At 65.5% G+C, this 25099-nt stretch carries 24 protein-coding genes and 3 tRNA genes; 15 read left to right on the forward strand and 12 right to left on the reverse strand.

Going from position 1 to position 25099, the window contains the following annotated elements; genetic code table 11:
- Window positions 1-96: 96 nt before the first annotated feature.
- A tRNA-Ser gene (locus V9L17_RS14485) sits at window positions 97-184 on the reverse strand.
- Window positions 185-277: 93 nt separating this feature from the next.
- Window positions 278-2521: a prolyl oligopeptidase family serine peptidase gene (locus tag V9L17_RS14490; RefSeq protein ID WP_337351938.1), complete on the reverse strand. Its 2244-nt coding sequence runs from the start codon at window positions 2519-2521 to the stop codon at window positions 278-280.
- Between the two features lie 75 nt (window positions 2522-2596).
- Here V9L17_RS14490 and V9L17_RS14495 point away from each other — a divergent pair, with 75 nt between their 5' ends.
- The gene (locus V9L17_RS14495) at window positions 2597-4525 is read left to right on the forward strand and encodes an FAD/NAD(P)-binding protein (RefSeq protein ID WP_337351939.1); all 1929 of its coding nucleotides are present in this window, start codon (window positions 2597-2599) and stop codon (window positions 4523-4525) included.
- Window positions 4526-4613: 88 nt separating this feature from the next.
- Here V9L17_RS14495 and V9L17_RS14500 read toward each other — a convergent pair whose 3' ends face one another.
- Together V9L17_RS14500 and V9L17_RS14505 are read right to left on the reverse strand one after the other, a co-directional pair.
- Entirely contained in the window at window positions 4614-4853 is a 240-nt protein-coding gene (locus V9L17_RS14500; RefSeq protein ID WP_337351940.1) for a VOC family protein, read from the reverse strand.
- Window positions 4854-4957: 104 nt separating this feature from the next.
- A tRNA-Ser gene (locus V9L17_RS14505) sits at window positions 4958-5045 on the reverse strand.
- Window positions 5046-5153: 108 nt separating this feature from the next.
- Between V9L17_RS14505 and V9L17_RS14510 the strand changes: the two genes are divergently transcribed.
- From V9L17_RS14510 to V9L17_RS14560, 11 genes are all read left to right on the forward strand, one after another.
- Entirely contained in the window at window positions 5154-6137 is a 984-nt protein-coding gene (locus V9L17_RS14510) for an NAD(P)H-quinone oxidoreductase (protein ID WP_337348076.1), read from the forward strand.
- A 150-nt stretch (window positions 6138-6287) separates the two neighbouring features.
- A complete protein-coding gene (locus V9L17_RS14515) occupies window positions 6288-6899 on the forward strand; it encodes a PadR family transcriptional regulator (RefSeq protein WP_337348077.1) in 612 nt (203 codons plus the stop codon).
- Window positions 6896-7633 carry an ABC transporter ATP-binding protein gene (locus V9L17_RS14520; protein WP_337351941.1) on the forward strand — a complete coding sequence of 246 codons (738 nt, stop codon included), beginning with the start codon at window positions 6896-6898 and terminating at the stop codon, window positions 7631-7633. The genes V9L17_RS14515 and V9L17_RS14520 overlap by 4 nt, the downstream gene beginning before the upstream one ends.
- A 64-nt stretch (window positions 7634-7697) precedes the next feature.
- Complete coding sequence (locus tag V9L17_RS14525) at window positions 7698-10532, forward strand: ABC transporter permease (RefSeq protein ID WP_337351942.1); 2835 nt, start codon at window positions 7698-7700, stop codon at window positions 10530-10532.
- Between the two features lie 137 nt (window positions 10533-10669).
- Entirely contained in the window at window positions 10670-10954 is a 285-nt protein-coding gene (locus V9L17_RS14530; protein ID WP_337351943.1) for a DUF1540 domain-containing protein, read from the forward strand.
- Between the two features lie 229 nt (window positions 10955-11183).
- Window positions 11184-13484 carry a carbon starvation CstA family protein gene (locus V9L17_RS14535; RefSeq protein ID WP_337348081.1) on the forward strand — a complete coding sequence of 767 codons (2301 nt, stop codon included), beginning with the start codon at window positions 11184-11186 and terminating at the stop codon, window positions 13482-13484.
- On the forward strand, window positions 13484-13687 hold the full coding sequence (locus V9L17_RS14540) for a YbdD/YjiX family protein (RefSeq protein WP_337348082.1): 204 nt from the start codon (window positions 13484-13486) through the stop codon (window positions 13685-13687). Before V9L17_RS14535 ends, V9L17_RS14540 begins: the two co-directional genes overlap by 1 nt.
- 1 nt (window position 13688) lies before the next feature.
- On the forward strand, window positions 13689-14153 hold the full coding sequence (locus V9L17_RS14545) for a GNAT family N-acetyltransferase (RefSeq protein ID WP_337348083.1): 465 nt from the start codon (window positions 13689-13691) through the stop codon (window positions 14151-14153).
- A 38-nt stretch (window positions 14154-14191) separates the two neighbouring features.
- Window positions 14192-14830, forward strand: a complete 639-nt coding sequence (locus V9L17_RS14550; protein ID WP_337348084.1) for a bacterial proteasome activator family protein — start codon at window positions 14192-14194, stop codon at window positions 14828-14830.
- 7 nt (window positions 14831-14837) lie between these two features.
- Entirely contained in the window at window positions 14838-15293 is a 456-nt protein-coding gene (locus V9L17_RS14555) for a hypothetical protein (protein WP_337348085.1), read from the forward strand.
- Window positions 15294-15377: 84 nt separating this feature from the next.
- On the forward strand, window positions 15378-16226 hold the full coding sequence (locus tag V9L17_RS14560) for an aldo/keto reductase (protein ID WP_337348086.1): 849 nt from the start codon (window positions 15378-15380) through the stop codon (window positions 16224-16226).
- Window positions 16227-16312: 86 nt separating this feature from the next.
- Here the strand turns inward: V9L17_RS14560 and V9L17_RS14565 are convergent, their stop codons facing one another.
- The 7 genes from V9L17_RS14565 to tmk all read right to left on the reverse strand — a co-directional run bounded on the left by V9L17_RS14565 (window position 16313) and on the right by tmk (window position 21640).
- Window positions 16313-16498: a hypothetical protein gene (locus V9L17_RS14565; protein WP_337348087.1), complete on the reverse strand. Its 186-nt coding sequence runs from the start codon at window positions 16496-16498 to the stop codon at window positions 16313-16315.
- A gap of 39 nt (window positions 16499-16537) precedes the next feature.
- The gene (locus V9L17_RS14570; RefSeq protein ID WP_337351944.1) at window positions 16538-17497 is read right to left on the reverse strand and encodes a hypothetical protein; all 960 of its coding nucleotides are present in this window, start codon (window positions 17495-17497) and stop codon (window positions 16538-16540) included.
- Window positions 17498-17563: 66 nt separating this feature from the next.
- Window positions 17564-17968 carry a nuclear transport factor 2 family protein gene (locus V9L17_RS14575; protein ID WP_337351945.1) on the reverse strand — a complete coding sequence of 135 codons (405 nt, stop codon included), beginning with the start codon at window positions 17966-17968 and terminating at the stop codon, window positions 17564-17566.
- A 117-nt stretch (window positions 17969-18085) separates the two neighbouring features.
- A tRNA-Thr gene (locus V9L17_RS14580) sits at window positions 18086-18158 on the reverse strand.
- Between the two features lie 96 nt (window positions 18159-18254).
- Entirely contained in the window at window positions 18255-19820 is a 1566-nt protein-coding gene (locus V9L17_RS14585; protein WP_337351946.1) for an alpha/beta hydrolase, read from the reverse strand.
- Between the two features lie 24 nt (window positions 19821-19844).
- Window positions 19845-20987, reverse strand: a complete 1143-nt coding sequence (locus V9L17_RS14590; RefSeq protein WP_337351947.1) for a DNA polymerase III subunit delta' — start codon at window positions 20985-20987, stop codon at window positions 19845-19847.
- Complete coding sequence (gene tmk, locus V9L17_RS14595; RefSeq protein WP_337351948.1) at window positions 20984-21640, reverse strand: dTMP kinase; 657 nt, start codon at window positions 21638-21640, stop codon at window positions 20984-20986. The genes V9L17_RS14590 and tmk overlap by 4 nt, the downstream gene beginning before the upstream one ends.
- A gap of 116 nt (window positions 21641-21756) precedes the next feature.
- Between tmk and V9L17_RS14600 the strand changes: the two genes are divergently transcribed.
- Both V9L17_RS14600 and V9L17_RS14605 read left to right on the forward strand, forming a co-directional pair.
- Window positions 21757-22947, forward strand: coding sequence for a trans-sulfuration enzyme family protein (locus V9L17_RS14600; RefSeq protein WP_337351949.1), 1191 nt, complete (start codon window positions 21757-21759; stop codon window positions 22945-22947).
- 6 nt (window positions 22948-22953) lie between these two features.
- On the forward strand, window positions 22954-23310 hold the full coding sequence (locus V9L17_RS14605) for a DUF2516 family protein (protein ID WP_376044557.1): 357 nt from the start codon (window positions 22954-22956) through the stop codon (window positions 23308-23310).
- Window position 23311: 1 nt separating this feature from the next.
- Here V9L17_RS14605 and V9L17_RS14610 read toward each other — a convergent pair whose 3' ends face one another.
- Window positions 23312-24148 (reverse strand): class I SAM-dependent methyltransferase, encoded by an 837-nt coding sequence (locus V9L17_RS14610; RefSeq protein WP_337351950.1) that lies wholly within the window; start codon window positions 24146-24148, stop codon window positions 23312-23314.
- Between the two features lie 89 nt (window positions 24149-24237).
- On the opposite strand from V9L17_RS14610, the gene V9L17_RS14615 reads away from it, so the two are divergent.
- Window positions 24238-24984, forward strand: coding sequence for a phosphoglyceromutase (locus V9L17_RS14615; protein WP_337348095.1), 747 nt, complete (start codon window positions 24238-24240; stop codon window positions 24982-24984).
- The last annotated feature ends 115 nt before the right edge of the window (window positions 24985-25099 follow it).

The following is a 25099-nucleotide window of genomic DNA, read 5'->3' on the forward strand; positions in this document are numbered from 1 at the left end:
GTTGATGTCGTTATGGGCGCTCAAAACGACATCAACTGCTACTTAGTTGGGTCATGGGAACGCAAAAGGCCCCGGTCCAGGGACCGGGGCCAAACGCGGAGACGGGGGGATTTGAACCCCCGGTGGAGTTGTGCCCCACACTTCATTAGCAGTGAAGCCCATTCGGCCGCTCTGGCACGTCTCCAATTGCTATTCCTAGCCCACCAAGGATACGCAGAAGCGGGCATGCAGCGCAAAACGGCTTGTCACCGCACCGGTCGGGCCGCCAGCAGGGCGGTTACAAAGCGTCGCCGGCCAAGGTCCGCCACAGGAAATGCTGGCTGCGGGCCTGCAGCGCTGCTGCCTGCCGGTTGTCAGAGGCTCCGGCGTGACCGCCTTCCAGAGCTTCGTGAAACCAGACATTGCGGATGCCCATGGCCTCCATCCGGGCGGCCATCTTGCGGGCCTGCACGGGGCCTACTCGGTCATCGGAGGTGGCAGTCCAGATGAACGTTTCTGGGTACTCCACCCCGTCCTTGAGCAGGTGGTAGGGCGAAAACGTCCTGATGAACTCCCACTGTTCCGGGACATCGGGGTCGCCGTACTCCGCAATCCACGAGTGTCCGGCGGACAGCTTCGTAAAGCGGCGCATGTCCAGCAGCGGTACACCGCAGGAGACGGCTCCGAAAAGTTCCGGATAGCTGGTCAGCATGTTGCCCACCAACAGGCCGCCGTTGGAGCCGCCCACGCATCCGAGACGTTCCTTGGACGTCACCCCGCGGGAGATAAGGTGCCGGGCTACGGCCGCAAAATCCTCAAAGGCGCGGTGTCGGTTCTCCTGAAGTGCAGCCCGGTGCCACCCGGGGCCGTATTCTCCGCCACCGCGGATGTTCGCCACCACATAGACGCCGCCCCGGGAATGCGCGGCGGCCCCCGCTCCGCCGGAGGTTGCGTCGCCGGTTCCGCGCGTACGCCGCTCCAGCCAGGCCCTGCCCACGGTTCCGCTGTAAGCGGGGGTCCGGGACACTTCGAACCCGCCATACCCGGAGAGCTGCGTGGGGTTCTGGCCATCCAGCACCAGGTCCCGGGACGCAACCTGGAAGTAGGGGACCCGCGTGCCGTCAGCGGATACCGCGAAGTGCTGCTGGACCTCGTATTGGGAATCGTCAAAGAACGACGGCGACGCCTTGACTACCGCATGGTTGCTCACCACGCCTGCCGTCCCGGCAGCGGGACTGCGCTCCAGCGTCCCCCGCATCAGAGTGGTCGGGGTGGTGAAGCCGGTGGCGACCAGCCAGAAATCGTCCCCCGCGCCGCCGTCGGACGGGCCTTCGTCCTCGTCGTCCACCGCATATGCGTTCACGTCGTGCAGCGGTGGGCAGGCGTCCAGCTGCGAAGACGCCCAGGCGGCGGACCCGCTGCCGGCCGATGGCACCGAGGGGTCGAGCACGCGGATCTCGGACGAGACGTCGCGCAGCAGGTTCAGCAACAGGAAGTTCCTGGTCCAACTCCAGGACTGCAGGGACGCGCGGGCGTCAGGCGTAAACAGCACCGACAGGTCACGGGACCCGGCCAGGTAGTCGTCAAACCGGGCGGCCAGCAGGGCCCCGGACGGGAAAGTGGTTCCGTCCACGGTCCAGTCCTGGCGGGGGCGGAACAGCAGCCACTCGCGGTGCGCGCTGATGTTCACATCCGTGGGTACGTCGATCTCCACCCAGGCCCCGTCCACTTGGACGGAGGTCCGCTGGTTGAAGAAATCGATGTAGTCCACGGCAAAAGTGCGCTCAAAGCCAGGAGTGGAATCGTGTGCCACCACGGCCAGCATGTGGTTCTCGGGAACCTCGAAGAGGAGCGGCGCCGTGGCGAGCGCTTCACCGCGGCGCAGGGTCACTGCCGTGCGGGCATAGGAGGATGACGTCCGCGGCAGCCCCTCCGCGGTGGAGGCCACCAGCAGCGTGTCCTGGTCTAGCCACGAGACGTTACCCTTCGCCGTCGGCAGGTCAAAGCCGCCGTCAGCCGGCGCCACAAAGCCGCGTGCCTCGACGTCGTACTCCCGGTACCGGTTAGCGTCGCCTCCGTCGGGTGAGAGGGCCAGCAGTGCGAGGCGGTGCGGCTCGCCGTCAGCAGGCCGAAGGAAGGTGGCTCCGTGGAACACCCACTCCACTCCTTCTGTGGCGGCGAGGGCATCGACGTCCAGAAGCACATCCCACTCAGGGGCGTCAGTGCGGTAGCTTTCCCAGGTGGTGCGGCGCCACAGCCCCTTCGGGTTCGTCTGGTCCTTCCAGAAGTTGTAGTACCAGTCTCCGCGCTTGCCCACCATGGCGATCCTGTCGGTGGAATCCAAGACCTCCAGGATGCTGCCTTCGAGGGCAGCGTAGTCGGCATCTTCCAGCAGGTCCTCGGTGCGGGCGTTCTGCTCCCGGACCCAGGCCAGTTGCTCCTCCCCATAGATCTCCTCGAGCCAGATGTTCTCATCGATGGGCTCGGGGGAGAGGGCTGGAGGGGTGGAACCGGGCGCTGAGTCAGCTTCAGTGGTGGTCATGCGCCCCATCCAAACAACATCTGCACGCCCCTAGCAAGTCAAGGGCCCGCCGTACAAGCCGATACTCTGGATGCCGTGGGTACAACGCAGCAGATCCGGACCGCCATTATCGGCGCCGGTCCTCGGGGTACCAGCGTCCTGGAACGCCTCTTGGCGCACGCGGCTTCACGGACCGGGCAGGCCGCGCTGCATATCGATGTGATCGATCCCTACCCGGCCGGCTCCGGCCACGTGTGGCAGCCCGGCCAGTCCCGGCTGTACCTGATGAACACCCAGTCGTTTTACCCCACCCTCATTCCCGAGGACCCGGCTATGGCGGCTCCTGTTGCCGGCACCACCTTCAACGGCTGGCGGGCCCGGCAGCGGCACAATCCGGAGCCGTCGCTCACGATGGAGGAACGCTCCGAGCTCGCCGTACTGGGATCGGGCGACTTTCCCAGCCGAGCACTGTACGGCCGCTACCTGCGCTGCACCCTTAGGGATCTGCTGGATCGGCTGCCTGACGGCGTGACCGTCCAGTTCCACGAAACGTCAGCGGAATCGGTGGTTCCGTCCGGCGACGGAGCGTTCGACGTCGGCCTGGCGGGGGGCGGTTCCCTGCGGACAGATTCGGTGGTGCTGGCCCTGGGCCACATCCCCTCACGGCTGAATGCTGAACAGCGGGAGCTGCAGTCATCGGCCGCACAGATGGGCCTGCGATACCTCCCGCCGGCAATCCCCACTGATGTGGACTGGGACTCGATCCCGGCAGGTGAACCCGTCCTGGTCCGCGGCATGGGCCTGAACTTCTTTGACGCCATGGGCCAGCTCACCGAGGGGCGAGGCGGAAAGTTTATCGACGCCGGCCCCCGGCTGGACTACCTCCCTTCCGGCCAGGAACCCTTGATCATCGCCGCCTCACGCCGTGGCACCCCCTACCGCACTAAGGCGGCCCTGGCGGGGTATTACGCAGCATCCATTCGGCTGCGGTACCTGACCGGTGCCGCGCTGGAACGGTTTGCCGCCGCCGGGATCCGTCCCGGCTTCGACCACGACCTCTGGCCCCTGCTCCACAGGGACACGCTCTGGGCCTACTACTCAACCTTGGTGCGCTCGCAGCCCGGGGCCGTGGCGGAGCCGGCCGCATTCCTTGAAGCCCTGGACCTCGCGCTGCACCCGCACACCCACAGCGCGGCCAACTGGGAGGACGCCATGGCCAGCGTCCTCGCCATCCATGTCCCGCCGCGCCACCGCCTGGACCTCCCGGGACTCGCCGCACCGCTTGCGGGCAGGTCGTTCGCCTCGCGCTCGGAGCTGGACGCCGCCGTCGTCGATTACCTGATGGATGACGCCCGCCGCTCCGCCCTGGGTGAGGACGACCCCATCAAGATGGCAATCGGCGCCCTCCACCACGGGCGGGCCGTCCTGAAAACCGCGGTGGCGGACGGCGGCATCACCGACGAATCGTGGGTCGCCGGGCTCCGTGGCTGGTTCGAGTCCTTTGTGGAAGGGCTGGCCAGCGGACCGCCGGCGCTGCGTGCCGAACAGCTGGCGGCACTGGCCCGTGCCGGCGTGGTCAGCTTTGTTGGTCCCGACCCCAAATTCGGGCTGGACCGCCGTGCCGGGATGTTTACGGCTGCCTCACCCTGGGTGCAGGGTCCGCCGGCAGCGGCAAAAACCATGGTGGAGGCGCTCGCCCCGGCCAACCGGGTTTCCGCCAGTGACTCTCCGCTGCTCAAACAGCTCCTGTCGGACGGGCTGGTACGGCCGCGCCTCATGATGACGGCGGAGGGCGCACCCGTGCAGGCCACAGGCTTGGATGTCAGCCCGCATCCCTACCGGCCTGTGGCAGCCAACGGGTCAGTGTCCGCCGGGCTCTATGTGTTGGGGCTGCAGCTCTCGGCAACCCAATGGGGTACCGCCATCGCTGCGGAGGCAGTCCAGCCAGGCGGCCCAACCTATCCCAGCGGGCAGCGCACCCTCCGTGACGCCGACGAGATCGCGCAGGCTATCCTGGGGCGCTGAAACCCACCACCCCGGAACGCTCTCTCACTTCCTGCGGGTTTTTCCGGGGGAAGGGCCCGTTCAGCTTGGAGCCGTGAGGCTCATGGTTTCAGCCCTCCGGGGACTGCGCAGCATTAGCGTCGAGCACGTTGTCCGCGACGATCTTGAACATGGCGCCGGTGGGGTCGGCCAGCGTGGCGAGCCGGCCGAAGGGCGAATCTTCCGGACCGTCGATGACGGCCGCTCCGAGGGATACAGCCTTTTCGATCGTTGCGTCGGCGTCCTCCACCGCGAAGTAAATCTGCCAGTTGGACGGGACATCTGCCGGGAGATAACCGGAGGCATCCATGATGCCGGCCTTGGCGGCGTCCCCGGCTCCGAGGGTGGTGTACCGGAGCCCGGAAACGACGGAACCCCGGTTCGCCAGAAACTGGTGAACCGGGGTTCCATTCGCGGAAGGTAAGAGATTCGAACTCTTGGTACGGGGTTACCGCACACTAGTTTTCAAGACTAGCTCCTTCGGCCGCTCGGACAACCTTCCCTAACGAGTAGTGTTTCATAGGCAGTTGGCTGCAACAAAACAGAGTCTGGCGTGCGTCCGGTGCACACTGGTTTTGGGGCACGAATCAGCAAGAAACGGGAGTTCTCCATGAAAGCCGTCTACATTTCAGAACCTGGTGGTCCGGAGGTGCTGGAAGTCCGCGACGTGGACGCTCCGATTCCGGGGCAGGGCGAGGTATTGATCGACGTCGTCGCTGCCGGCCTTAACCGCGCAGATGTGCAGCAGCGAAGGGGGTTCTACCCTCCGCCCCCGGGTGCTTCCGAGATCCCGGGCCTGGAAGTCTCCGGCAGGATCGCCGGCTTCGGCCCCGGCGTCAGTAAACCATTCTCGGTCGGTGACAAGGTAGTGGCGCTGCTGGCCGGCGGGGGCTACGCGCAGCAGGTGGCCGTTCCTGCGGAACAGGTCCTGCGGATTCCCGACGGCGTCGACGTGGTCACGGCGGCATCCCTGCCTGAGGTCGCTGCCACGGTCTATTCGAACCTTGTCATGACGGCGCAGTTGCAGGCCGGCGAGACGGTGCTCATCCACGGGGCGACTGGCGGTATCGGCACCATGGCCATCCAACTTGCCAAAGCCCTGGGGGCACGGGTTGCCACCACGGCCGGCAATGACGAAAAAGTAGGCACAGCAAAGGCGTTCCTGGGAGCGGACATCGCCATCAACTACGCCGAGGAGGACTTTCCGGAGAGCCTGAGGCGCCAGAACGGCGGCAAGGGCGCGGACGTGATCCTGGATGTGGTGGGGGCGAAGTACCTTCCCCAGAATGTTGATGCACTGGCGGACTACGGACGACTGATCGTGATCGGCCTGCAGGGCGGGGCGAAGGGCGAACTGGACCTCGGCCAACTGCTGAGGAAGCGCGCGGCGGTGGTGGCCACCGCGCTGCGGCCGCGCCCCGTGGCGGAAAAGGGTGCCATCATGAACGCCGTCAGGGAGTCCGTATGGCCTCTGATCACGAACGGCCAGATCAGGCCGCTTGTGGCCAAGACCTTCCCTCTGGACCAGGTACGGGCGGCGCACAAGTACTTCGACGGCGGCGAACACGTGGGCAAGGTCCTTCTGGTCATGTAGTCGGCGTCCGTGCTGCGGGCGGCTCCGAAACGGCGGTGAATACTCAGTATTGCGTTGGCGCCGAAAGTGGACTAGGGTCACTCCATACGCGGTATGCACGGGTCTTGGGGGTCCGTGCATACCGACGCTGACGCCACCGCTAGGAGCATCATGTCAATCCGCCACAGCCTCCTCGCCCTGCTGCAGGACCAGCCGCGTTACGGCTACCAGCTCAGGGTTGAGTTCGAGAACCGGACCGGAACCACCTGGCCCCTCAACATCGGGCAGGTGTACACCACGCTGGACCGGCTGGAACGTGATGGCCTGGTCAGCAATGACGGCGGCGACGGCGAAGGCCACGTGGTCTACAGCATTACCCCTGCCGGGAAAGCGGAAGTGCAGGGCTGGTTCGCAGCGCCAGTGGAGCGCACCAACCCGCCGCGGAACGAACTGGCCATCAAGCTGGCCTTGGCAGTGACGCTCCCGGGCGTAGACGTCCAGGCAATCATCCAGGCCCAACGCGTGGCGTCAATCCGGGCGCTGCAGGACTACACCAAGGCGCGGCGGGATACTGCCGCAAGCCAGCGGTCGGCAGACACCGCCTGGCTGCTGGTGCTGGATTCACTGATCTTCCAGACGGAAGCGGAGGTCCGCTGGCTGGATCTCTGCGAAGCGCGGATGGTGCAGCAGGCACAGTCCGCCGGCCAGGGAGCAGTACGTAAATCGTCCAACGGGGTCACTTCGGAAGAGGCTGCCCCGCTCATCGCGGATAGCCGCCGGTGAGCGTCAAGGGGCCGCAACAGGTCCTGGAACTTGCAAAGGTCAGCAGGACCTTTGGTGAAGGCGCGACGGCGGTCGCTGCCTTGCGGGAGGTTGACCTCACCGTCAGCGCCGGCGAGTTCGTCGCCGTCATGGGACCGTCAGGTTCGGGGAAATCATCACTGCTGGCGCTGGCCGGCGGACTGGACCGGCCGACGTCGGGCGGTGTTTTTGTGGAGTCCACGCCGCTGGGTGGATTGGGGCTGAATGAACTGGCGCGGCTGCGCCGCCGGGCGGTGGGCTACGTCTTCCAGGACTTCAACCTCGTCCCCACGCTGACCGCAGCCGAAAACGTGGCACTGCCACTGGAGCTGGACGGGACGGCCGTGAAGAAGGCGCTGCGGCAGGCACTGGACGCCTTGCGGCAAGTGGGCATCCCGGAGCTCGCCGAGCGTTTCATGGACGAAATGTCGGGTGGGCAGCAGCAGCGCGTGGCCATTGCCCGTGCCATCGTGGGCGACCGCCGGCTGATTTTGGCCGACGAACCAACAGGGGCGCTGGATTCCACCACTGGCCAAGGCGTGATGGAGGTGCTCCGCTCCCGCGCGGACGCCGGGGCGGCCGTGATGCTGGTAACCCATGAGGCCCGGCACGCCGCCTGGGCTGATCGTGTGGTTTTCCTCCGGGACGGCAGGATCGTGGACCAGGCCGCTGCCATGCACGACCCCGCCATGCTTTTGGCGCAGGCCGGATACTGACGTGGCGCTTGACCTAAAGCCGGCCCCGGGAGGGCGCCGGCAGGCTTTCCATGTGGCGATGCGCATGGCCAGGCGCGATCTCCGCCGCCATCAGGGACGTTCCCTCCTGATTATCCTGCTGATCATGCTGCCTGTGGCAGCCATGACCGGTGCGGTGACGCTCCTCCAGAGCACCCAGGAGACTGCAGCAGAGCGCGTGCAGTATCAACTGGGCGGCACCCAGGCCCGCTTCCGGCCCATGGCGATGACAAACGGCCAGATGGTCCAGGACCCCGTGGACGAAACCCGGATAGCCTCCGGCAACTGGGACCAGGACCCGGATTTCACACCGAAGGATCCGCAGGAGCTGGTGCCCGACGGCTATTCCGTGCTGCCCGAGACTACCCTTGACCTGACCGCTGAGTCGGGCGCCGCAGAGGTGCCGTTGGTGGGACGGGCGGTGGACGCGCTGGCGCCCGCTTTCCACGGCAAGTACACCCTGCTCCAGGGCCGGGCGCCCGGAACCGACGCCGAAATGCTGGTCTCACCTGGTCTGCTGGACCGGTTCGGGCTGGAACTGGGGGAGGAACTCGCCACCTCGGCCGGAACGTTCGTTGTAGTGGGGACCCTACGGGATGCCGGGTACTCGGACAGCAATTCCATCGTGTACCTCAAGCCGGGTCAAGGCGGCCTGGATGACCTGGCTCCAGCGGATTCCGCCCCGGGCGAGGCATCGGCGGTGGTGGTCAAGTCCACCCTGTACTACGTGGTGGGACCGGAACCTGTTACCTGGAACCAGGTCCGTGAGGCTAATGCCGCGGGCGTGGCGGTGCTGTCCCGGTCCGTTGCGCTGAATCCGCCGCCGGAGGACCAGCTGGGAACGGACGGCACATCAGCGCAGTTCAACAACTCCACGCCGTTCGCCGCGTACGTGACGGGTGCGTTCCTGGGTGCATTGGCGCTGCTCGAGGTGGGGCTGCTCGCGGGGGCGGCGTTTGCGGTCGGTGCCAAAGGCCAGGTTCGCGAACTGGCTCTGCTGGCGGCTTCGGGAGCAGAAACTCCCACCATCCGCTCGGTGGTGATGGCCGCTTCACTGTGGCTGGGCGGCATTGCCGTTACGGCCGGTGCGGCCACGGGACTTGTGGCGTCCGCCGTCGTCGTTTTTGTGGCGCGCGCGAATGGATCGGTCCGTTTCCCGGGCTTCCATCCGGACACGCTCCTGACTGTCGCGGCGATGGTCATGGGCTTCGCCGCTTGCCTGCTGGCAGCTGTGGCTCCCGCGCGGCAGGTGGCACGCCAAGCCGTTCTCGGCGCTCTCAAATCGGGACGGGCACCTCTCCCTGCCGGCAAGCGGCCTGCGGTCCTGGGCGTTGTCCTGCTCGGAGTGGCGGCCGCCGCACTGGCCGCGGGCAGCTGGCTTGCCCTTTCCAGTGAAGATCCGGACGTGTTTATCTCCAGGACACCGGTCATTGCCTGGTTCCTGCTGGGAGGTGCCGTCCTGGCTGTTGTCTCCCTGGTCCTCCTGACCGGGAGCGTGGTCGCTTTCCTCGCCCGGCGATCGGGGCAGCTGCCGCTTGCTGCCCGTATGGCGGCCAGGGATTCGTCGCGAAACCGCAGCAGGACGGTGCCCGCGGTCGCCGCCGTCCTCGCAGCCGCCACGCTGGCCAGCGCCACGATGGTCCTGGCGTCCAGCCAACAGGCGAATGAACAGGAAAACCACTACTGGTCGGCGCTGAAGAACCAGGCCGTGGTGCCCCTGCTCGCCGGACAGCCCATGCTGGCTGATGGAACTATGCCGGAACCGAAAAAGATGGACCCTGCCGCAGTTGCAACGGCACTGAGCGGAGCCCTGGATACGGTCGAATGGACCCGGGTTCTTCGCACACCCAGTATCCGGAACTGCGAGATGCGTCCCGAACTGATGGGGTCCACGCCTGCCCAGACCCCTACGTCCAGCTGCCTGCAGTACTCGCTTGCGGTGCCGGAAGGCAACGAGTGTCCGATGACGGCCGGTCAGCGCGTCCTCGATCCCGATGACTGGCGCTGCCAGGGCGCCATGCGTCCCTATGCAAGCCAGGGAAGCGTCGGCTCGATCGTGGTGGGGACAGTGGATGACGTGGAGAAACTCCTGGGAAAGGCGCCAACGGCCGAAGCGCGGGATGTACTTGCCGCCGGCGGGATGGTGGTGACTAATCCCGTGTTCGTCCGCAATGGCCAGGTGGCATTGGTGGCGCAGGATGTGCGAAAACCCTCGCAGGGCGTTGCCAATGCCCAGGCCTTCCAGGGATACCAAGAGGAAGGCAGGACCATGGTGGCAGCGGCCGTGCTGGAGCCGGACGTCAAAGTTCCCTACTACGGAATCGTGTCCCCGGAAACTGCAGCCGCGGCGGGCATGCACGCCGAAGATGGCGCCATGCTGGTCCAACTCAGTGCCTTTCCCGACGCCGTCCGGACGGATAAGGCGTCCTCCGCCCTTGCCGTTGTCTATGGGAACCAGTACACAACCCTGATCGTGGAGCGCGGAGCAGAACGGGATTCTTCGCTCATACTCTGGTCGATTGTGGGACTGGGTGCGCTGATCACCCTCAGCGCGGCAGGCATCACCACCGGCCTTTCCATGGCGGATTCGCGGAAAGACCACGTGACGCTTGCGGGTGTGGGAGCGGCGCCCGGGTTGAGGAAGGCGCTCGCAGGTTCGCAGGCGCTGATGACCGCAGGGCTTGGAACCGTACTCGGAAGCGTTGCCGGGATAGTGCCCGCGGTACTGCTCGTGACTGCCACCGGGCTGGCGCGTACCGCCGTCGTTCCCTGGCTCCAGCTTGCGGCCCTGCTGGTGGCCGTGCCGCTGACTGGTGCAGCGCTGGCCTGGCTGTTTACCCGCGCGAAGCTGCCGATGTCCCGGAGAGAGGTTGGGACCTGAGGAGCCTTACAACTGCGGGCCCCGGCATTAAGCGGAATTACGTCACATAGTTGGGTCTTTTTGATTGGGGCGAACGGGCCTACCGTGGGGGGCAGGACGCTGTCCAACCCGGGCAGCCGGATACGGAGGAACCTCTTATGACAACTCATGTTGCCGATTGCAGTGTTACCCGTTGCTCTTTCAATGACCACGAAGGCTGCACAGCCCATGCCATCACGGTTGCTGGGAGTACTGACCACGCCAGCTGCGCCACTTTCATCGATACCGGCACGCACGGCGGACTGCCCAAGGTCCTTGCAGATGTTGGAGCGTGCCAGCGGTCCGAGTGTATCCACAATGACCATCTGATGTGCAATGCCCCTGAAGTCCATGTGGGCCCCGGCGTTGACAACGCGGACTGCCTCACGTACTCGCACGCGTAAGACCCGAACGCTGAAGGCCTTCGTCCGGGGAACTCCGGACGGAGGCCTTCCGTGCGCTCAGCACGGAACGGCGCCAGCTACCAGCCTGCGGGTCCACCGCTTCTCGCTTCGTGGCCGCCGTTCATCGCAAGGACACGCGACCCGGCCGCAGTGCCGGCCTTCCGTGGGCGCGCCGTTGGTAGGGTGCCAAGGAGCAAATCACTGACGAAGGAAATCTCAAGGAGGAGACATGGCCGGAACGCCAGATGAACTGAGTGACCCGCGGTCGGGGGGCGGCCGACTGGCCACTGACCCGAAGCTACCGGCAACTGCCGTTGACGAAACCATCCGGGAGGCCGAGGAAAAGAAATGGACCCCCGCCAAGATTGCGCTCTGGGCAGCCATCGCCCTGCTTGGCGGCGTTGCCTGGTTCATGGTGGCCATCATTCGGGGCGAGACGGTCAACGCGATCTGGTTCGTGTTCGCTTCGGTCTGCACGTACCTCATCGGATACCGCTTCTATTCGAAGGTCATCGAACGCTACATCACTAGGCCTGACGACCGGCGTGCGACTCCCGCCGAATACAAGGCCGACGGCAGGGATTACGTCCGGACCGACCGCAACGTCCTGTTCGGCCACCATTTTGCTGCTATCGCCGGTGCCGGACCGCTGGTTGGCCCGGTCATCGCCGCCCAGATGGGTTACCTCCCGGGCACCATCTGGATCGTCGTCGGCGTCGTCCTCGCCGGAGCCGTTCAGGACTACCTGGTGATGTTCTTCTCCATGCGCCGCGGCGGACGCTCCCTGGGCCAGATGGCACGCGAGGAACTGGGCGTCATCGGCGGTACCGCTGCGCTCATCGCCACCCTGCTCATCATGGTGATCATTGTCGCCATCCTGGCGCTCGTCGTCGTCAATGCCCTGGGCGAAAGCCCGTGGGGCGTCTTCTCCGTAGGCATGACTATTCCCATCGCGCTGTTTATGGGCGTCTACCTACGGTTCCTCAGGCCCGGCAAGGTCATGGAAGTCTCACTCATCGGCTTTGTGCTGCTGATGGCCGCCATCATCGGCGGCGGCCTTGTTGCCGAGACGGAATGGGGCGCAGCCTTCTTCACCCTGGACAAGGTGACCATCGCTTGGGGCCTCATTATCTACGGCTTTATTGCCGCCATCCTTCCGGTATGGCTCCTGCTGGCACCGCGTGACTACCTCTCCACCTTCATGAAGATCGGCGTGATCGTGATGCTCGCGCTGGCCATCATCGTGGTCCGGCCCGAAATCACGGTTCCGGCCTTCAGCGAGTTTGCCAGCCGGGAGAACGGGCCGGTCTTCCCCGGTGCTTTGTTCCCGTTCCTCTTCGTCACCATCGCCTGCGGCGCGTTGTCGGGCTTCCACGCGCTGATCTCTTCCGGCACCACGCCCAAGCTCGTGGAGAAGGAGCGGCAGACACGCTTTATTGGCTACGGCGGGATGCTGATGGAGTCTTTCGTGGCAATCATGGCCCTCGTCGCGGCAATCTCCATCGACCGCGGCCTCTACTTCGCCATGAACGCCCCCGCAGCCCTGACCGGCGGAACAGTGGAAACGGCCGCCACCTGGGTTAACAGCCTGGGCCTGGCGGGTGTGAACATCAGCCCGGATCTTTTGGCGGAGACGGCCCGGAACGTCGGCGAAGAAAGCATTGTCTCGCGGACGGGTGGAGCTCCCACCCTCGCAGTGGGGTTGGCCCACATCATGCAGCAGTTCATCGGCGGCACGGCCATGATGGCCTTCTGGTATCACTTCGCCATCATGTTCGAGGCGCTGTTCATCCTCACCGCTGTTGACGCCGGCACGCGCGTTGCCCGCTTTATGCTGCAGGATTCGATCGGAAACTTTGCTCCGAAGTTCAAGGAGCACTCCTGGCGCCCCGGCGCATGGCTGTGCACCGCCATCATGGTAGGCGCCTGGGGTGCCGTACTCCTGATGGGTGTGACGGATCCCCTGGGCGGCATCAACACGCTGTTCCCGCTGTTCGGCATCGCCAACCAGTTGTTGGCTGCCATTGCCTTGTCGGTGTGCCTGGCCATCGTCGCCAAACGTGGAACCTTCAAGTACCTGTGGATTGTGGCCCTGCCGTTGGCCTTCGCCGCGGTGGTCACGATTACCGCCAGTTTCCAGAAGATCTTCTCCCCGGTCCCCGCCGTTGGCTACTTCGCGAACAACGCCGCCTTCTCCAAGGCCCTCGCTGACGGCAAGACCGAATTTGGTACCGCCAAGACCGTGGCGGCCATGGAAGCGGTTGTCCGTAACACTGCGATCCAGGGCTGGTTGTCCGTCATTTTTGTGGTCCTCAGCATTATCGTGATTGCCACAGCTCTCCTGGCTACTGCCAAGGCCTTCCGAAACCACCAAGCCGGAATTGCGAACAGGGACCACGAGGACCAGGCCCGCCCGTCCAGGGTCTTCGCGCCAGCGGGGATCATCCCCACGCCAGCGGAAAGGGAACTCATGGCTGAATGGAACAAACTGCCGGCGGACCTCCGGTTCGAAAAGGCACGGCACCACTGATGAACCCCGGCCTGACCGCTATCGTCACGGGATTCCGCGGAATTTCACGTTACCTTGGCGGCGTACTGGGCGCCGACGCGTACTCCAAGTACGTGGAGTACCACCGTGCGGCGGGACATCGGGAGCCACCACTGACTGAACGTGAGTTCTGGCGGGACCGCACGGACCGCCAGGACACCAACCCGCAGGGCAGGTGCTGCTGAAGTGACGGGACTGCCTGCCGGGGTGGCAATCCGCAGGCTCGGTCCGGAGGACGCGGAGCTTTTCAATACGCTCTCAGAGGCTGACAACCTGTTTGACGAGGATCCCTCTGTGGCGCCGTCGGGGGCATTAACGCCCGACGGCGCCCGGGACTTCCTTGCCGATCCGTCAGTGCTGTTCTGGGTCGCCGAGCACGGCTCCCTGACTGTGGGCTTCCTGCACTGCATTGTCCAACGCAGGCGCACCGCCGGCCCCTGGGCAGAGCTCTTGCTGATGGAGATGGGTGTCCACCGCGATTGGCGACGCCAGGGAATTGGGTCCGCCCTCGTGTCGGCGATGGAGTTCTGGATGGCTGGCAGCGAGGTGTTGGAGGTCTGGGTTCCGGCGAACACCTATGCGGTGGGTTTCTACCTCAAATCAGGCTTCATCGCGGACGAGGGCTCCATTCTGGTCAAGCAGCTTCATTGACTGGCTTTGGGGCCGCCGGCTCGTGAGAGTATGAACGCATGAGCGATCCGAAAGACACTCAGCCATCAGAAGCCCTCCCTGTGGAGGGCACAACTCTCGAGTCCGCAGGGCTTCCAGTGCAGGGTAGTGCCGAGGCAGGCGCCGGTGCGAAGTCGAAGACGAGCCTTCAGGACCTCGTGGACGAACCCGCGAAAGTCATGCGGATCGGCACGATGATCCGCCAGCTGCTGGAGGAAGTCAAAGCTGCGCCGCTGGACGATGCCGCCCGGGGACGCCTGGCCGAGATCCACGAACGCTCCATCAAGGAGCTGGAAGACGGGCTGGCGCCCGAGCTGATCGAGGAACTGGAACGGATCAGCCTGCCCTTTCCGGACAATGGCACGCCCTCCGACGCCGAGCTCCGCATCGCCCAGGCCCAGCTGGTGGGCTGGCTGGAAGGCCTTTTCCACGGAATCCAGGCGGCCATCGCGGCCCAGCATGCCGCGAGGGAGCACGCCGCAGCCCAGCTCCAGCTCAGGCAGCTTCCGCCGGGAACCGTGATTGCTCCGGGCGTCGTCATTGGCGAAAATGGTGAGCCGCAGCGTGCTTCTGCCGCAGCTCAGGGCCACGGACCTGGAAAGCCGGGACAGCCGGGACAGCCGCAGGAACCGGACCACGGTCCCGGCCAGTACCTGTAGGTTCTTGTTGGGATTCTTTACCGGCGCCCGCCAGGGGCGCAAAGATGACGCCGAACTTGGCAAGGGCCTGTGGCGTCGGGCCCACGACAGGTTCCATCGTGGCCTTGACCGGTACCACCAGGTGTTGGAGGGCGTCGAGGACGACCAGTTGTACGCCGAACTGGTTGAGATCGCCAACGAACTGGCAGGACTCCTTGACCGGGTCCGCCTGATCTGCGTGGAGGCCCAGCGCCGTTCGCCGAGCGACGGCCTGGACATTCCGGGGTCGCTCGCGGGCGTCCACCGCTCCCTTTCCAAAGCCGGAAATTCGCTGGCCACTACTGCAGAGGCGGCTGCGATGCTGCGCCTGGCCGTGGGCCCGGTTCCTGTGGGAGCCGCGTCCGTCCGGAGGCGCGCTGAATCAGTGTTCGAACAGGTGGCCGACGCCGAACGCCGCCTTGCCGAGGACGCCGCTGGTCCATAGCCCGAGAGTATTCCCGTTTACGCGTGTGGCTTAGCGGCCGCTGTTTGGCTGCGGACGGGGCCGGACATTTGGCACGATGGCTGAATGACTTCTTCTACCCCCACACTTACTTTTAACGACGGACACACTATTCCCCAGCTCGGATACGGTGTGTGGCAGGTTGAGGACGGTGTCGCCGAGAAGGTTGTACGCCAGGCGTTCGAGACTGGCTTCCGCCATATTGACACCGCCAAGATCTACGGCAACGAGGCAGGCGTTGGCCGTGCGATCGCGTCCTCCGGCCTTTCCACCGAGGAAATCTTCATCACCACCAAGCTGTGGAACTCGGACCAGGGCTACGAGGCCACGCTGGCGGCCTTCGAGGAATCAATGGACAGGCTGGGCCTGGAGACGCTGGATCTGTACCTGATCCACTGGATGCAGCCCAAACAGGACAAGTACGTGGACACCTGGAAGGCATTAATTGAACTCCAGAAGCGCGGCCGTGTCCGCTCCATCGGTGTCTCGAACTTCACTATTGAGGGCCTGCAGCGCCTCATCGACGAAACCGGCGTGGCTCCGGCCATCCACCAGATAGAACTGCACCCGTACTTCAGCCAGCGGGAACTGCGTGAGTTCGGTGCGTCCGCGGGGATCCTCACCCAGGCGTGGTCTCCGCTCGGCCAGGGTGGCGAGCTCCTGGAAGATGAAATAGTGGCGGCCATTGCTACCAAGCACCAGGCCAGCCCGGCGCAGGTGGTCATTGCCTGGCACTTGGCCGTAGGCAACGTGGTCATCCCGAAGTCGGTCACGGAATCCCGCATCCGGGAAAACTTTGCGGCGTTGGAGGTCACCCTCGACAGCGGCGACATTGAAGCCATTAACGGACTGGACCGGAGCGCAAGCGGCGAGGGCCGCATCGGCCCGGACCCTGCAGTCTCCGACTTCGCCTAAAGCTCCAAAACAGGCGTGGCGCTCCCTGATGGAGTGCCGGCAGCCCTGCCCTCCCGGCTTGTCCGGGCTGGGCAGGGCTTTCTGTTTTATGCGGCGATCCGGGCCTGCTCGATTGCGACGGAGTCGATCACGGCCCAGGAGTCCTCGGCGGTGCAGGAGCGGTCCGCGAAGCGTTCGGCTTCTTCACGGGTGTCAAAGCTCTCTGACCGGATCCGGCCGCAATCGGCGTCGAAGTACGTGACGTGAAATTCCTGAACGAGTTGGTTTTCCATAAATCCAGTGTGCAACCGGGGTCTGACAATAACGGCGCATCAGCTCCGCGTGTTGCCCAGCCGGAGGACACGTTCACGCGCCAGCATTGCAGAGCGCTGCGCTTTGTCCGCCGCGCGGGCGGCCTGTTTGGCCTCCGCGGCAACAGTCTCCCGTAGCTTCCGCGTGCGTTCCAGCGCCTCCTCAGTGGCCTTGAGCCGGGAACGGAGTTCCTGTGCCTCGTGGGCGAGGCGCGCAAAGTCGGCTTCCGCCGCCGCCAGCTGGTCGCGCCGTTCCTGTGCCTGCCGTGCTGCTTCGTCGGCGGCTTCAGACGCCGTTCGCTCCGCGTCCTGGGCTTTTTCAAGGGCCGACGGCGACGCTGGCCGCGGTGCCTGCCGCACGGCCTGGAGGCGCGGCTTATCCGACTTAGCGGCAGACGGGACATCCGCCGTCGTATCCGGCTTTTTCCTTTTGACGGGGATGCGTCCGGCCGCCTGTGGAGCTGCCACCGCCCCCGGGACGGCCACGGCGCCGTCGAGGTCAACGGTGTCCACGCCGTCGGCGGACAGGACCTGCAGGAGCCGCCCGCTCTGGACGGCGGCGGCCGCCCCTTCATCGGCTGTTACCGCCCGGAGCGTTTCTTCGACGGCGGTTGCCACGGTTCCGCTGATCCGTCGCCCATGCTGTTCCGCGACGGAGCAGGCGGCATCCACCGCTGAGGCCAGCAGCGTGCGGCGCTCCCGTCCCAGCTCCCTCATCTCAGCCGCGTCAAGGGAGGACTGGGCGGCGCGCATGCGACCGCCCAACTCGTTGAGCTGAGCCAGGATGTCCGGCTGGTGCGCAGCGAGCATATTAACCGCCCAGGCAGCCACGGAAGGCTTGGGTAAGGCGCGCACGGCGGCGGGAAGTCCTTCTGCGGCTCCGGCTGCCTTCTTCGCTGCAGCCGTGCGGGCGGCTATGAACTCCTCGAGCGGCAGCGCGTAGAGTGCGTTGGCGATTTCGGCCAGCTCGTGGTCATCCATGACGCCATCATAGGTTGGCTTCAGGGGGTGGGTCTTAACGCGCCAGTGGCATTTGGCCGGAGTTAGCTACGCGTCTTCGCCCACGGTGTCGCCATGCCGGTGGGCGACTTTCCATTCGCCGCCTTCGCGTCGGTAGACCTGGGTGGCCCGCAGGGTATACGTGCGCGGCGCACCGTTGACAGAGGCGGAGGTGTGTTCCAATCCGGCGGTATAGGCCATATTGCCCACAACGTCGTATGCCAGGAGCTCGAACTCATAGGAAGCGCAGTCGGAGAAGCCCGCTGCCAGCGCTGTGAATAGCCCGTCCAGTTCCTGCTGCCCGTGGGCATTGCGCCATGCACCCAGGACGCTGACGGGTTCGTTACGGGACCAGAGCGCCCGGCGTGGTCCTGAGTCGCCGTTGTGCAGGGCCAGTTCCGCCTGATACAGCGCGGACTTCACCCACGCCAGGAAGTCGTCGCGCTCGCTCATGCCTCAGTATGCCCCCGGCCCGGCCGCTTGCGCATCCTCAAAAATGCAGGGTCCGGCTTAACCAGCGAAAAACCCCGCGTCATCGTCGAAATCAACGACAACACGGGGTTTATCCCGAGCTTCCTATCAGAATCGAACTGATGACCTTTTCATTACGAGTGAAACGCTCTACCGACTGAGCTAAGGAAGCACCGCATGAGGTGACCGGAAGAAACCGGCTGCTTCATGCAAGAGTCAACTGTAATAGAGTCCCTGCGCCCGGGTCAAAATGGACGCCACGGCCTGCTCAGCAGACAGTGTTGTCGGCGGGAACCTTGCCTTCCACGAGGTAGCTGTCCACGGCGTCCCCAATGCAGTCGTTGGACCTGCCGTAGGCCGTGTGTCCCTCACCCTGCCAGGTCAGCAGGGACGCATTCCCCAGTTGCTTCCGCAGGGACGCTGCCCATTCCACTGGCGTGGCGGGGTCGCCCGTGGTCCCAATCACCACGATGGGGGCCTCACCGCTGTATTCCACGGGGGCAGGGGTCCGCACGCTCGAGAACGGCCAGTCCACGCAGTTCGTGCCTCCGTAGGCGAAGAAGTATCCCAAAGTGGGGGAGTCCTTCATCAGGCGCTGCTGCTCGGCACGCATGCCTGCCGTGTCCGAGACCATCGGGTAGTCCAGACAGTTGATGGCGTTGAACGCGAAGGTTGAGTTGGACGAGTACGTACCGTTCGAAGTGCGGTCCGCGCCGAGGTCGGCGAGCCGGAGCATCAGGCTCACGTCGCCCGTCATGGCGGCATCAAGGGCCTGGGTCAGGGCAGGCCAGCTTGCGTCGTTGTAGAGCGGCGTGATGAGTCCGCTGACGAACATGTTGGCATTCACCAGGCGTCCGTCCTTGGCCGTACGCGGCGTCTGCTGGACTGCGCCGATGAGGTCACGGATCTGCTGGACGCCGTCGTCCACGGTACCGTTCAGGGGGCAGCCGTCCTCCTGGAGGCAGTCGGCAACATAGGCCCGGATGGCCTTTTCAAAGGCACGGGCCTGCCCGCTGGTGAGTTCCTCATTACTGATGGACGGATCCAGGGCGCCGTCCAGGACCATACGGCCCACGTTGTCAGGGAATAGCGAAGCATAAGTGGAGCCCAGGAACGTGCCATAGGAGTAACCCAGGTAGTTCAGCTTGTTGTCGTTGACAACGGCGCGCAGGATGTCCAGGTCCTTGGCCGAGCTGACGGTGTCGATGAGCCCCAGGGCCGGACCTGTCTGCTCGGCGCACTGAGCAGCGATGGCCTTGTTATCCGCCAAGGCGGCGGCCAGCCCGGCGTCGGTGTCTAGGGCGTAGATTTTGGCGCGGGCGGCGTCGCGTTCGGCATCGGTCATGCAGGTAACAGGGGACGACCGCTTCACGCCCCGGGGATCGAATCCCACCAGGTCATAGCTGTCGCGCACGGGCTTGGAAAAATGCGTGCCTGCAGCATCCTTGACGAAGTCGTAGCCGGATGCGCCCGGCCCTCCCGGGTTGACCAGCAGGGTCGCGGTCTTTTTGCCCGTACTCGCAGCCTTCAGGGCAGCAATCTGGATCGTCTCGCCGTCGGGCTTTTTGTAATCCATGGGCACGGTGATCTTGGCACATTGGAAGCCGCTTTCACAGGGCTCCCACACGACCTCCTGCGAGTAGAAGGAATCGAGTCCTTCCGGCGCCGCAGCGACGATCGACGGATCTGCCTTGGCTGTCGCGCTGCCCTGCTCCTGTTTCCCACCGTCAAAAAGGGTGCACGAAGCCAGCACCATGGCCAGGACCAGGGCGCCGGCGGCCCGCACTCCAATCCCCAGGGACCGGGGGCGTACGGGCAGGGGGCGAGCAGTCATCGAGAGTGTCTCCTTGTAAGGGGGCTAGATCAGGCTGGCTGCCATGGACTCAATAGTCAACAGCGGAGCAACGTTGGTAGTGGTGATGCGTTCCCGGGCTTTGTTGATTGCATCCATGCGGGCGAGGGTGACCTCCGGGGTGGACCGGGAGGCGAATTCCTCCAGTTCACCCCTCAGCTCAACGTTCACCAGCTCCACAGCATTCCCGAGCTGGATGATGAGTACGTCCCGGTAGAAGGAAAGCAGGTCCGTCAGGGTCCGGTCGAGGGAATCGGTGATGGAACGTTTGGCCCGCCGCTTCTGGTCGTCCTCGAGCTGTTTGACCTGGCTGCGCATTGCTGGCGGCAGCGTTCCCGATTCGGGCGCACCCAGCGTGGCAAGGAGTGCAGCCTTCTCGGCGGCGTCGCGCTCTTCGTTGGAGCTGTTCGCTTCTGTCGTTGCGATTTTCACCAGCTTTTCGGCCATCATCACGGCGGCGGTGACGCCGCGCAGCCCCAGCGGGAACTTCACTGTTTCCAGCCGGCGCTCCCGGGCCGCGGGGTCCCGGGCAAGGCGGCGGGCTATCCCCACATGGCTTTGGGCCGCCCGGGCGGCTTGTTCGGCGAGCGCCGAATCAACGCCGTCGCGCTTGACCAGCAGGGCGGCCACGTCCGCCGCAGGTGGCAGCCGGAGTGCCACGGCGCGGCAGCGGGAGCGGATGGTCACCAGCACGTCCGCCGGCGAGGGCGCGCACAGCATCCAGATGGTCCGCGGCGTGGGTTCCTCGATGGCTTTGAGCAGCACATTCGTGGTCCGTTCGGCCATCCGGTCCGCGTCTTCCACCACGATGATCCGCCATCGGCCGGACGAGGGCCTGTTCCCCGCCTTGGACACCAGTTCCCGGGCCTCATCAATGGTGATAGTGACCTTTTCGGTGCGGACGAACGTTACATCGGAATGCGTCTCGCCCAGGATGGTCAGGCAGGCGGGGCAGGTTCCACAGCCACGGCGGGTCACGTCGTCCTGGTCGCAGTTCAGCGCCGCTGCGAACGCCTTGGCAGCGTTGGAACGTCCCGAACCGGGCGGCCCTGTGAACAGCCAGGCATGGGTCAGCCCCTCGCCGAGGGAAGCCTGCCGGAGCTGTTCGACGACGGCGGGCTGGCCTTGGAGATCGTCCCAGACGCTCATGCCGCACCGCGGCCGGAGGAGGCGAGGAGCGCATCCACGCGGGCCAGGATCCGTGCCCCCAGTTCTGTCACGTCGAGGTGTGCGGGCAGCACCAAGTAGTCCTCAGGGCGGGACGCCGCGAGCTGGAGGAACGCTTCCCGGATATGGGCATGGAATTCATCGGCCTCGGATTCCAGGCGGTCCTCGGCTGCGTCCCCTGCGGTGCGGCGGCGGCGGCCGTCTGCCGGGTCCACGTCCAGCAGGACTGTCAGATCGGGGCGAAGGCCTTCGGTGGCCCATTCGTTGAGTAACCGGACCGCCTCGGTGCCAAGGTCACGGCCGGCACCCTGGTAGGCAACTGAGGAATCGATGTAGCGGTCCGTGAGGACGATGTCTCCCCGCTCCAGTGCGGGACGTATGACCTGGCCTGCATGTGCAGCGCGGGACGCCGCAAAAATAAGCGCCTCGGTGTGGGCATCGATGTGGCCGTGGCCGTGATCCAGTACCAGGGAACGTAGCTTCTCGCCGATGGGCGTGCCTCCAGGCTCCCGGGTCCGCAGCACTTTCAGGCCGCGGGATTCCAGGGCTTCGGCCAGCCGGGCCGCCTGCGTGGACTTGCCGGCGCCGTCGCCGCCTTCAAACGCGATAAAAAGCCCGGGGCTCTGGATAGTCACCTAACAAGCCTACCGACCCCACTGACATTCACCGACTGGGCCCTGGCCTGCTGCCGTCCCCGGGCGCACAGGTAACGGCTTTCTGGGGAGGCAGCGGTCCGAAGTACGCTAGCCCCATGAGTCTCACCCAACACCAGGCCGCGTCCCTTTCAGCCGACACCGTGGTTGTCGCCGCCGGCCGGCCGGCACGTGAGCGGGACGAACCGGTGAACCCGCCTATCGTGCTCTCTTCAACCTATTTCGGCACTGGACCGCTGGCCGACGGCGACCGCGGCTACGGCAGGTACGCCAACCCCACGTGGGACCCCTTTGAAGAGGCCCTCGGCCAGCTGGAAGGGTCCGCTCTGCCGGGCCTGTTGTACGCGTCGGGACTTGCGGCGGTCAGTTCAGCGCTGTCCCTGGTGCCCGCCGGCGGCGTCCTGGTCATGCCGTCCCACAGCTACTCGGGTTCGCTGGTGATGGCCGCAGAGCTTGCCCAGAAGGGCTTCATTGAGCTCCGCACAGTGGATATCGCCGACACAGAAGCGGTCAAGGAGCAGATCACCCCGAAGGGTCCGGACGCCCGAACGGCCAGCATGTTGTGGCTGGAAAGCCCCACCAATCCCATGCTGGGCATCGCCGATATTCCTGCCCTCACGGATGCCGCGCACCGGGCCGGGGCGATCGTTGTCACGGACAACACGTTCTCAACTCCGTTGGTGCAGCAGCCTCTGGCCCTGGGGTCAGACGTTGTCCTCCATTCCGTCACCAAGTACCTCGCAGGGCACTCCGACGTCGTCCTGGGTGCTTTGGTCACGCCAAACCCGGACATCCGCGCGGCGCTGCTGCACCACAGGACCATCCACGGGGCAATTGCCGGGCCGTTCGAAGCCTGGCTGGCGCTGCGCGGCCTGCGGACGCTGGCCCTGCGGATCGAACGCTCGCAGGAATCGGCGGCGGTCCTCGCCGAGCGGCTGGGCGCCCACTCGCGGGTCGAAAGCATCCACTTCCCCGGGCTTGCCGATGATCCCGGCCACGAACGGGCGAAGGCCCAGATGAAGGGCTTCGGATCGATCGTGTGCATCCAGATCGCGCCGGTCGGGGATCTCAGTGGCGCCGACGCCGCGGACACGCTTGTCCGTGCCCTGCAACTGTGGCTGCCTGCGACGTCCCTGGGTGGCGTGGAGTCCCTGATCGAACGGCGCCGCCGCCACACTGCCGAACCGCTGAGCGTTCCGGAGAACCTGGTGCGCCTCAGCGTCGGAATCGAAAACGTTGAGGACCTTTGGGCCGATTTGAAGCAGGCGCTCGACTCGCTGGAAGGCTAGGCTGGGATGGTGGACGGTCAAGTGATGATTTTTTATGTGGAGCGGGCAGTTTTCTTTGTCCTTGCCGTGGTGGCCCTCGGGCTTGAACTCTGGGCGCTGGTTGATTGCGCACGGCACAGGTCGAACGCTTTTGAAGCCACCGGCAAGCGGACCAAGACCTTCTGGCTCGCCCTCACCGGCGGTGCCACCCTCGTGGGCGTCTTCTCGCTCCTCGGCAGCGGCGGGGGCCTGTTCGGCACCCTGGGCCTCTTTGGCCTGGCCGCCGTGGTGGCCGCCTCGGTCTACCTCGCCGACGTCCGTCCTGCAGTGAAGGACGCCGGTCGCGGAGGCAGCCGCAACACCGGGCCCTACGGGCCGTGGTGACCTAGACACCCGGCGCTACAGCTTCCCAGCCCACTGTAAGTTCACCCAGGCGCCACCGCGAGGGTCCGTCCTGAACGGGCCAGCCGCCGTCGAGCAGTGTTTTGCACATCGCGTGCCAGCGCTGACGGTTTCCGAACGGCGCCAGCGGCGCCGATTCCAGCCATGCCCGGTCCATCGCCGCCATGAGGCCGTGGATACGTTCACCGGGGACATTCCTGTGGATCAGCGCTTTCGGCAGCCGTTCCGCCACCTCCGAGGGCAGCACAAAACTTCCGAACCGCACCGACATGCTCAAGGACAGCGGCCGCTCGCTGTCGAGGGCAATCCACGTCACGCGCCGGCCGATCTCGTCGCAGGTGCCGTCAATGAACAGTCCTCCGGGGGCGAGCCTGCCCTGAACCAGCCGCCAGATCCTTTCCACATCCGCTTCCTCATATTGGCGCAGCACGTTGAATGCGCGGACCAGCACCGGTCGGCCGGGCACGGGCAGTTCGAAACCGCCCACCAGGAAGCTCAGCCCGGGCTCTTCCAACTCCTTCGCGGCGCGGACACGCTCCGGTTCGATCTCGATGCCGCACACGCGGACGTCCGGCCGGATGGTGCGAAGGCGTTCAAAAAGTTCGACGGCGGTGGCGGGCGTTGCGCCATAGCCCAGGTCGACCACCAGGGGATCCTCTGCCATGCGCAGGCGCCTGGCCTGGGGGCCGGTGAGCCAGCGGTCCACGCGACGCATGCGGTTGGGGTTGGTAGTGCCGCGGGTAATGTTCCCCACCGGTTTGGCGGTCCTGTTCGTGCCGGCCATCTTGGGGGCGGCCACCCGTTCAGCTTTTTGAACCACCGCCCAACCCTATCCAACGTGACGGATCCGCGTGACCCTGCCCTGTAACGCTGGGCGGGCGGCAGCGGCGCTCAGCTAGGATGAAAATCATGACTTACAAGCTGATTCTGCTGCGCCACGGCCACAGCGAATGGAACGCCAAGAACCTGTTCACCGGCTGGGTGGATGTTGACCTGAACGACCAAGGCCGCGAGGAGGCAGCACGCGGCGGCGAGCTTCTGGTCGAGCACGATGTGCTCCCCGACATCCTTTACACATCGCTCCTGAAGCGGGCCATCAACACGGCCAACATCGCCCTGGACAAGGCCGACCGTGGCTGGATTCCCGTCAAGCGCGACTGGCGCCTGAACGAGCGCCACTATGGTGCGCTGCAGGGCAAGGACAAGGCACAGACCCTGGCCGAATACGGCGAGGAGCAGTTCATGGAATGGCGCCGGTCCTACGACACCCCGCCGCCGCCCCTGGACGACGACAGCGAGTTCTCCCAGGCGCACGATCCCCGCTACGCCGACCTCGGCGCGGCTCTCCCGCGCACCGAGTGCCTGAAGGACGTCCTGGTCCGCCTCCTGCCGTACTGGGAATCGGACATCAAGGAAGACCTCAAGACCGGCAAGACTGTCCTGGTCACGGCCCACGGCAACTCGCTGCGCGCCTTGGTCAAGCACCTTGACGGCATCAGCGACGAAGCGATCGCCAGCCTGAACATCCCCACCGGCATCCCGCTGGTCTACGACCTGGACGAGGACTTCCAGCCGGTCAAGCGCGGCGGCACGTACCTGGACCCGGATGCCGCTGCGGAAGCCATCCTGGCCGTAGCCAACCAGGGTAAGAAGTAGGGGTACCAAGCAAATAACGACGGCGGGGCGGGGCCCCCCGGGGGTGCCGGCCCCCCGCCGGTTGTGGGGCGCAAACCCGGCGGGCGCCTGGGGGCGGGGGGGGGGGGGGCCCCGC

The sequence above is a fragment of the Pseudarthrobacter sp. CCNWLW207 genome, assembly GCF_037203945.1.
Classification (GTDB): domain Bacteria; phylum Actinomycetota; class Actinomycetes; order Actinomycetales; family Micrococcaceae; genus Arthrobacter.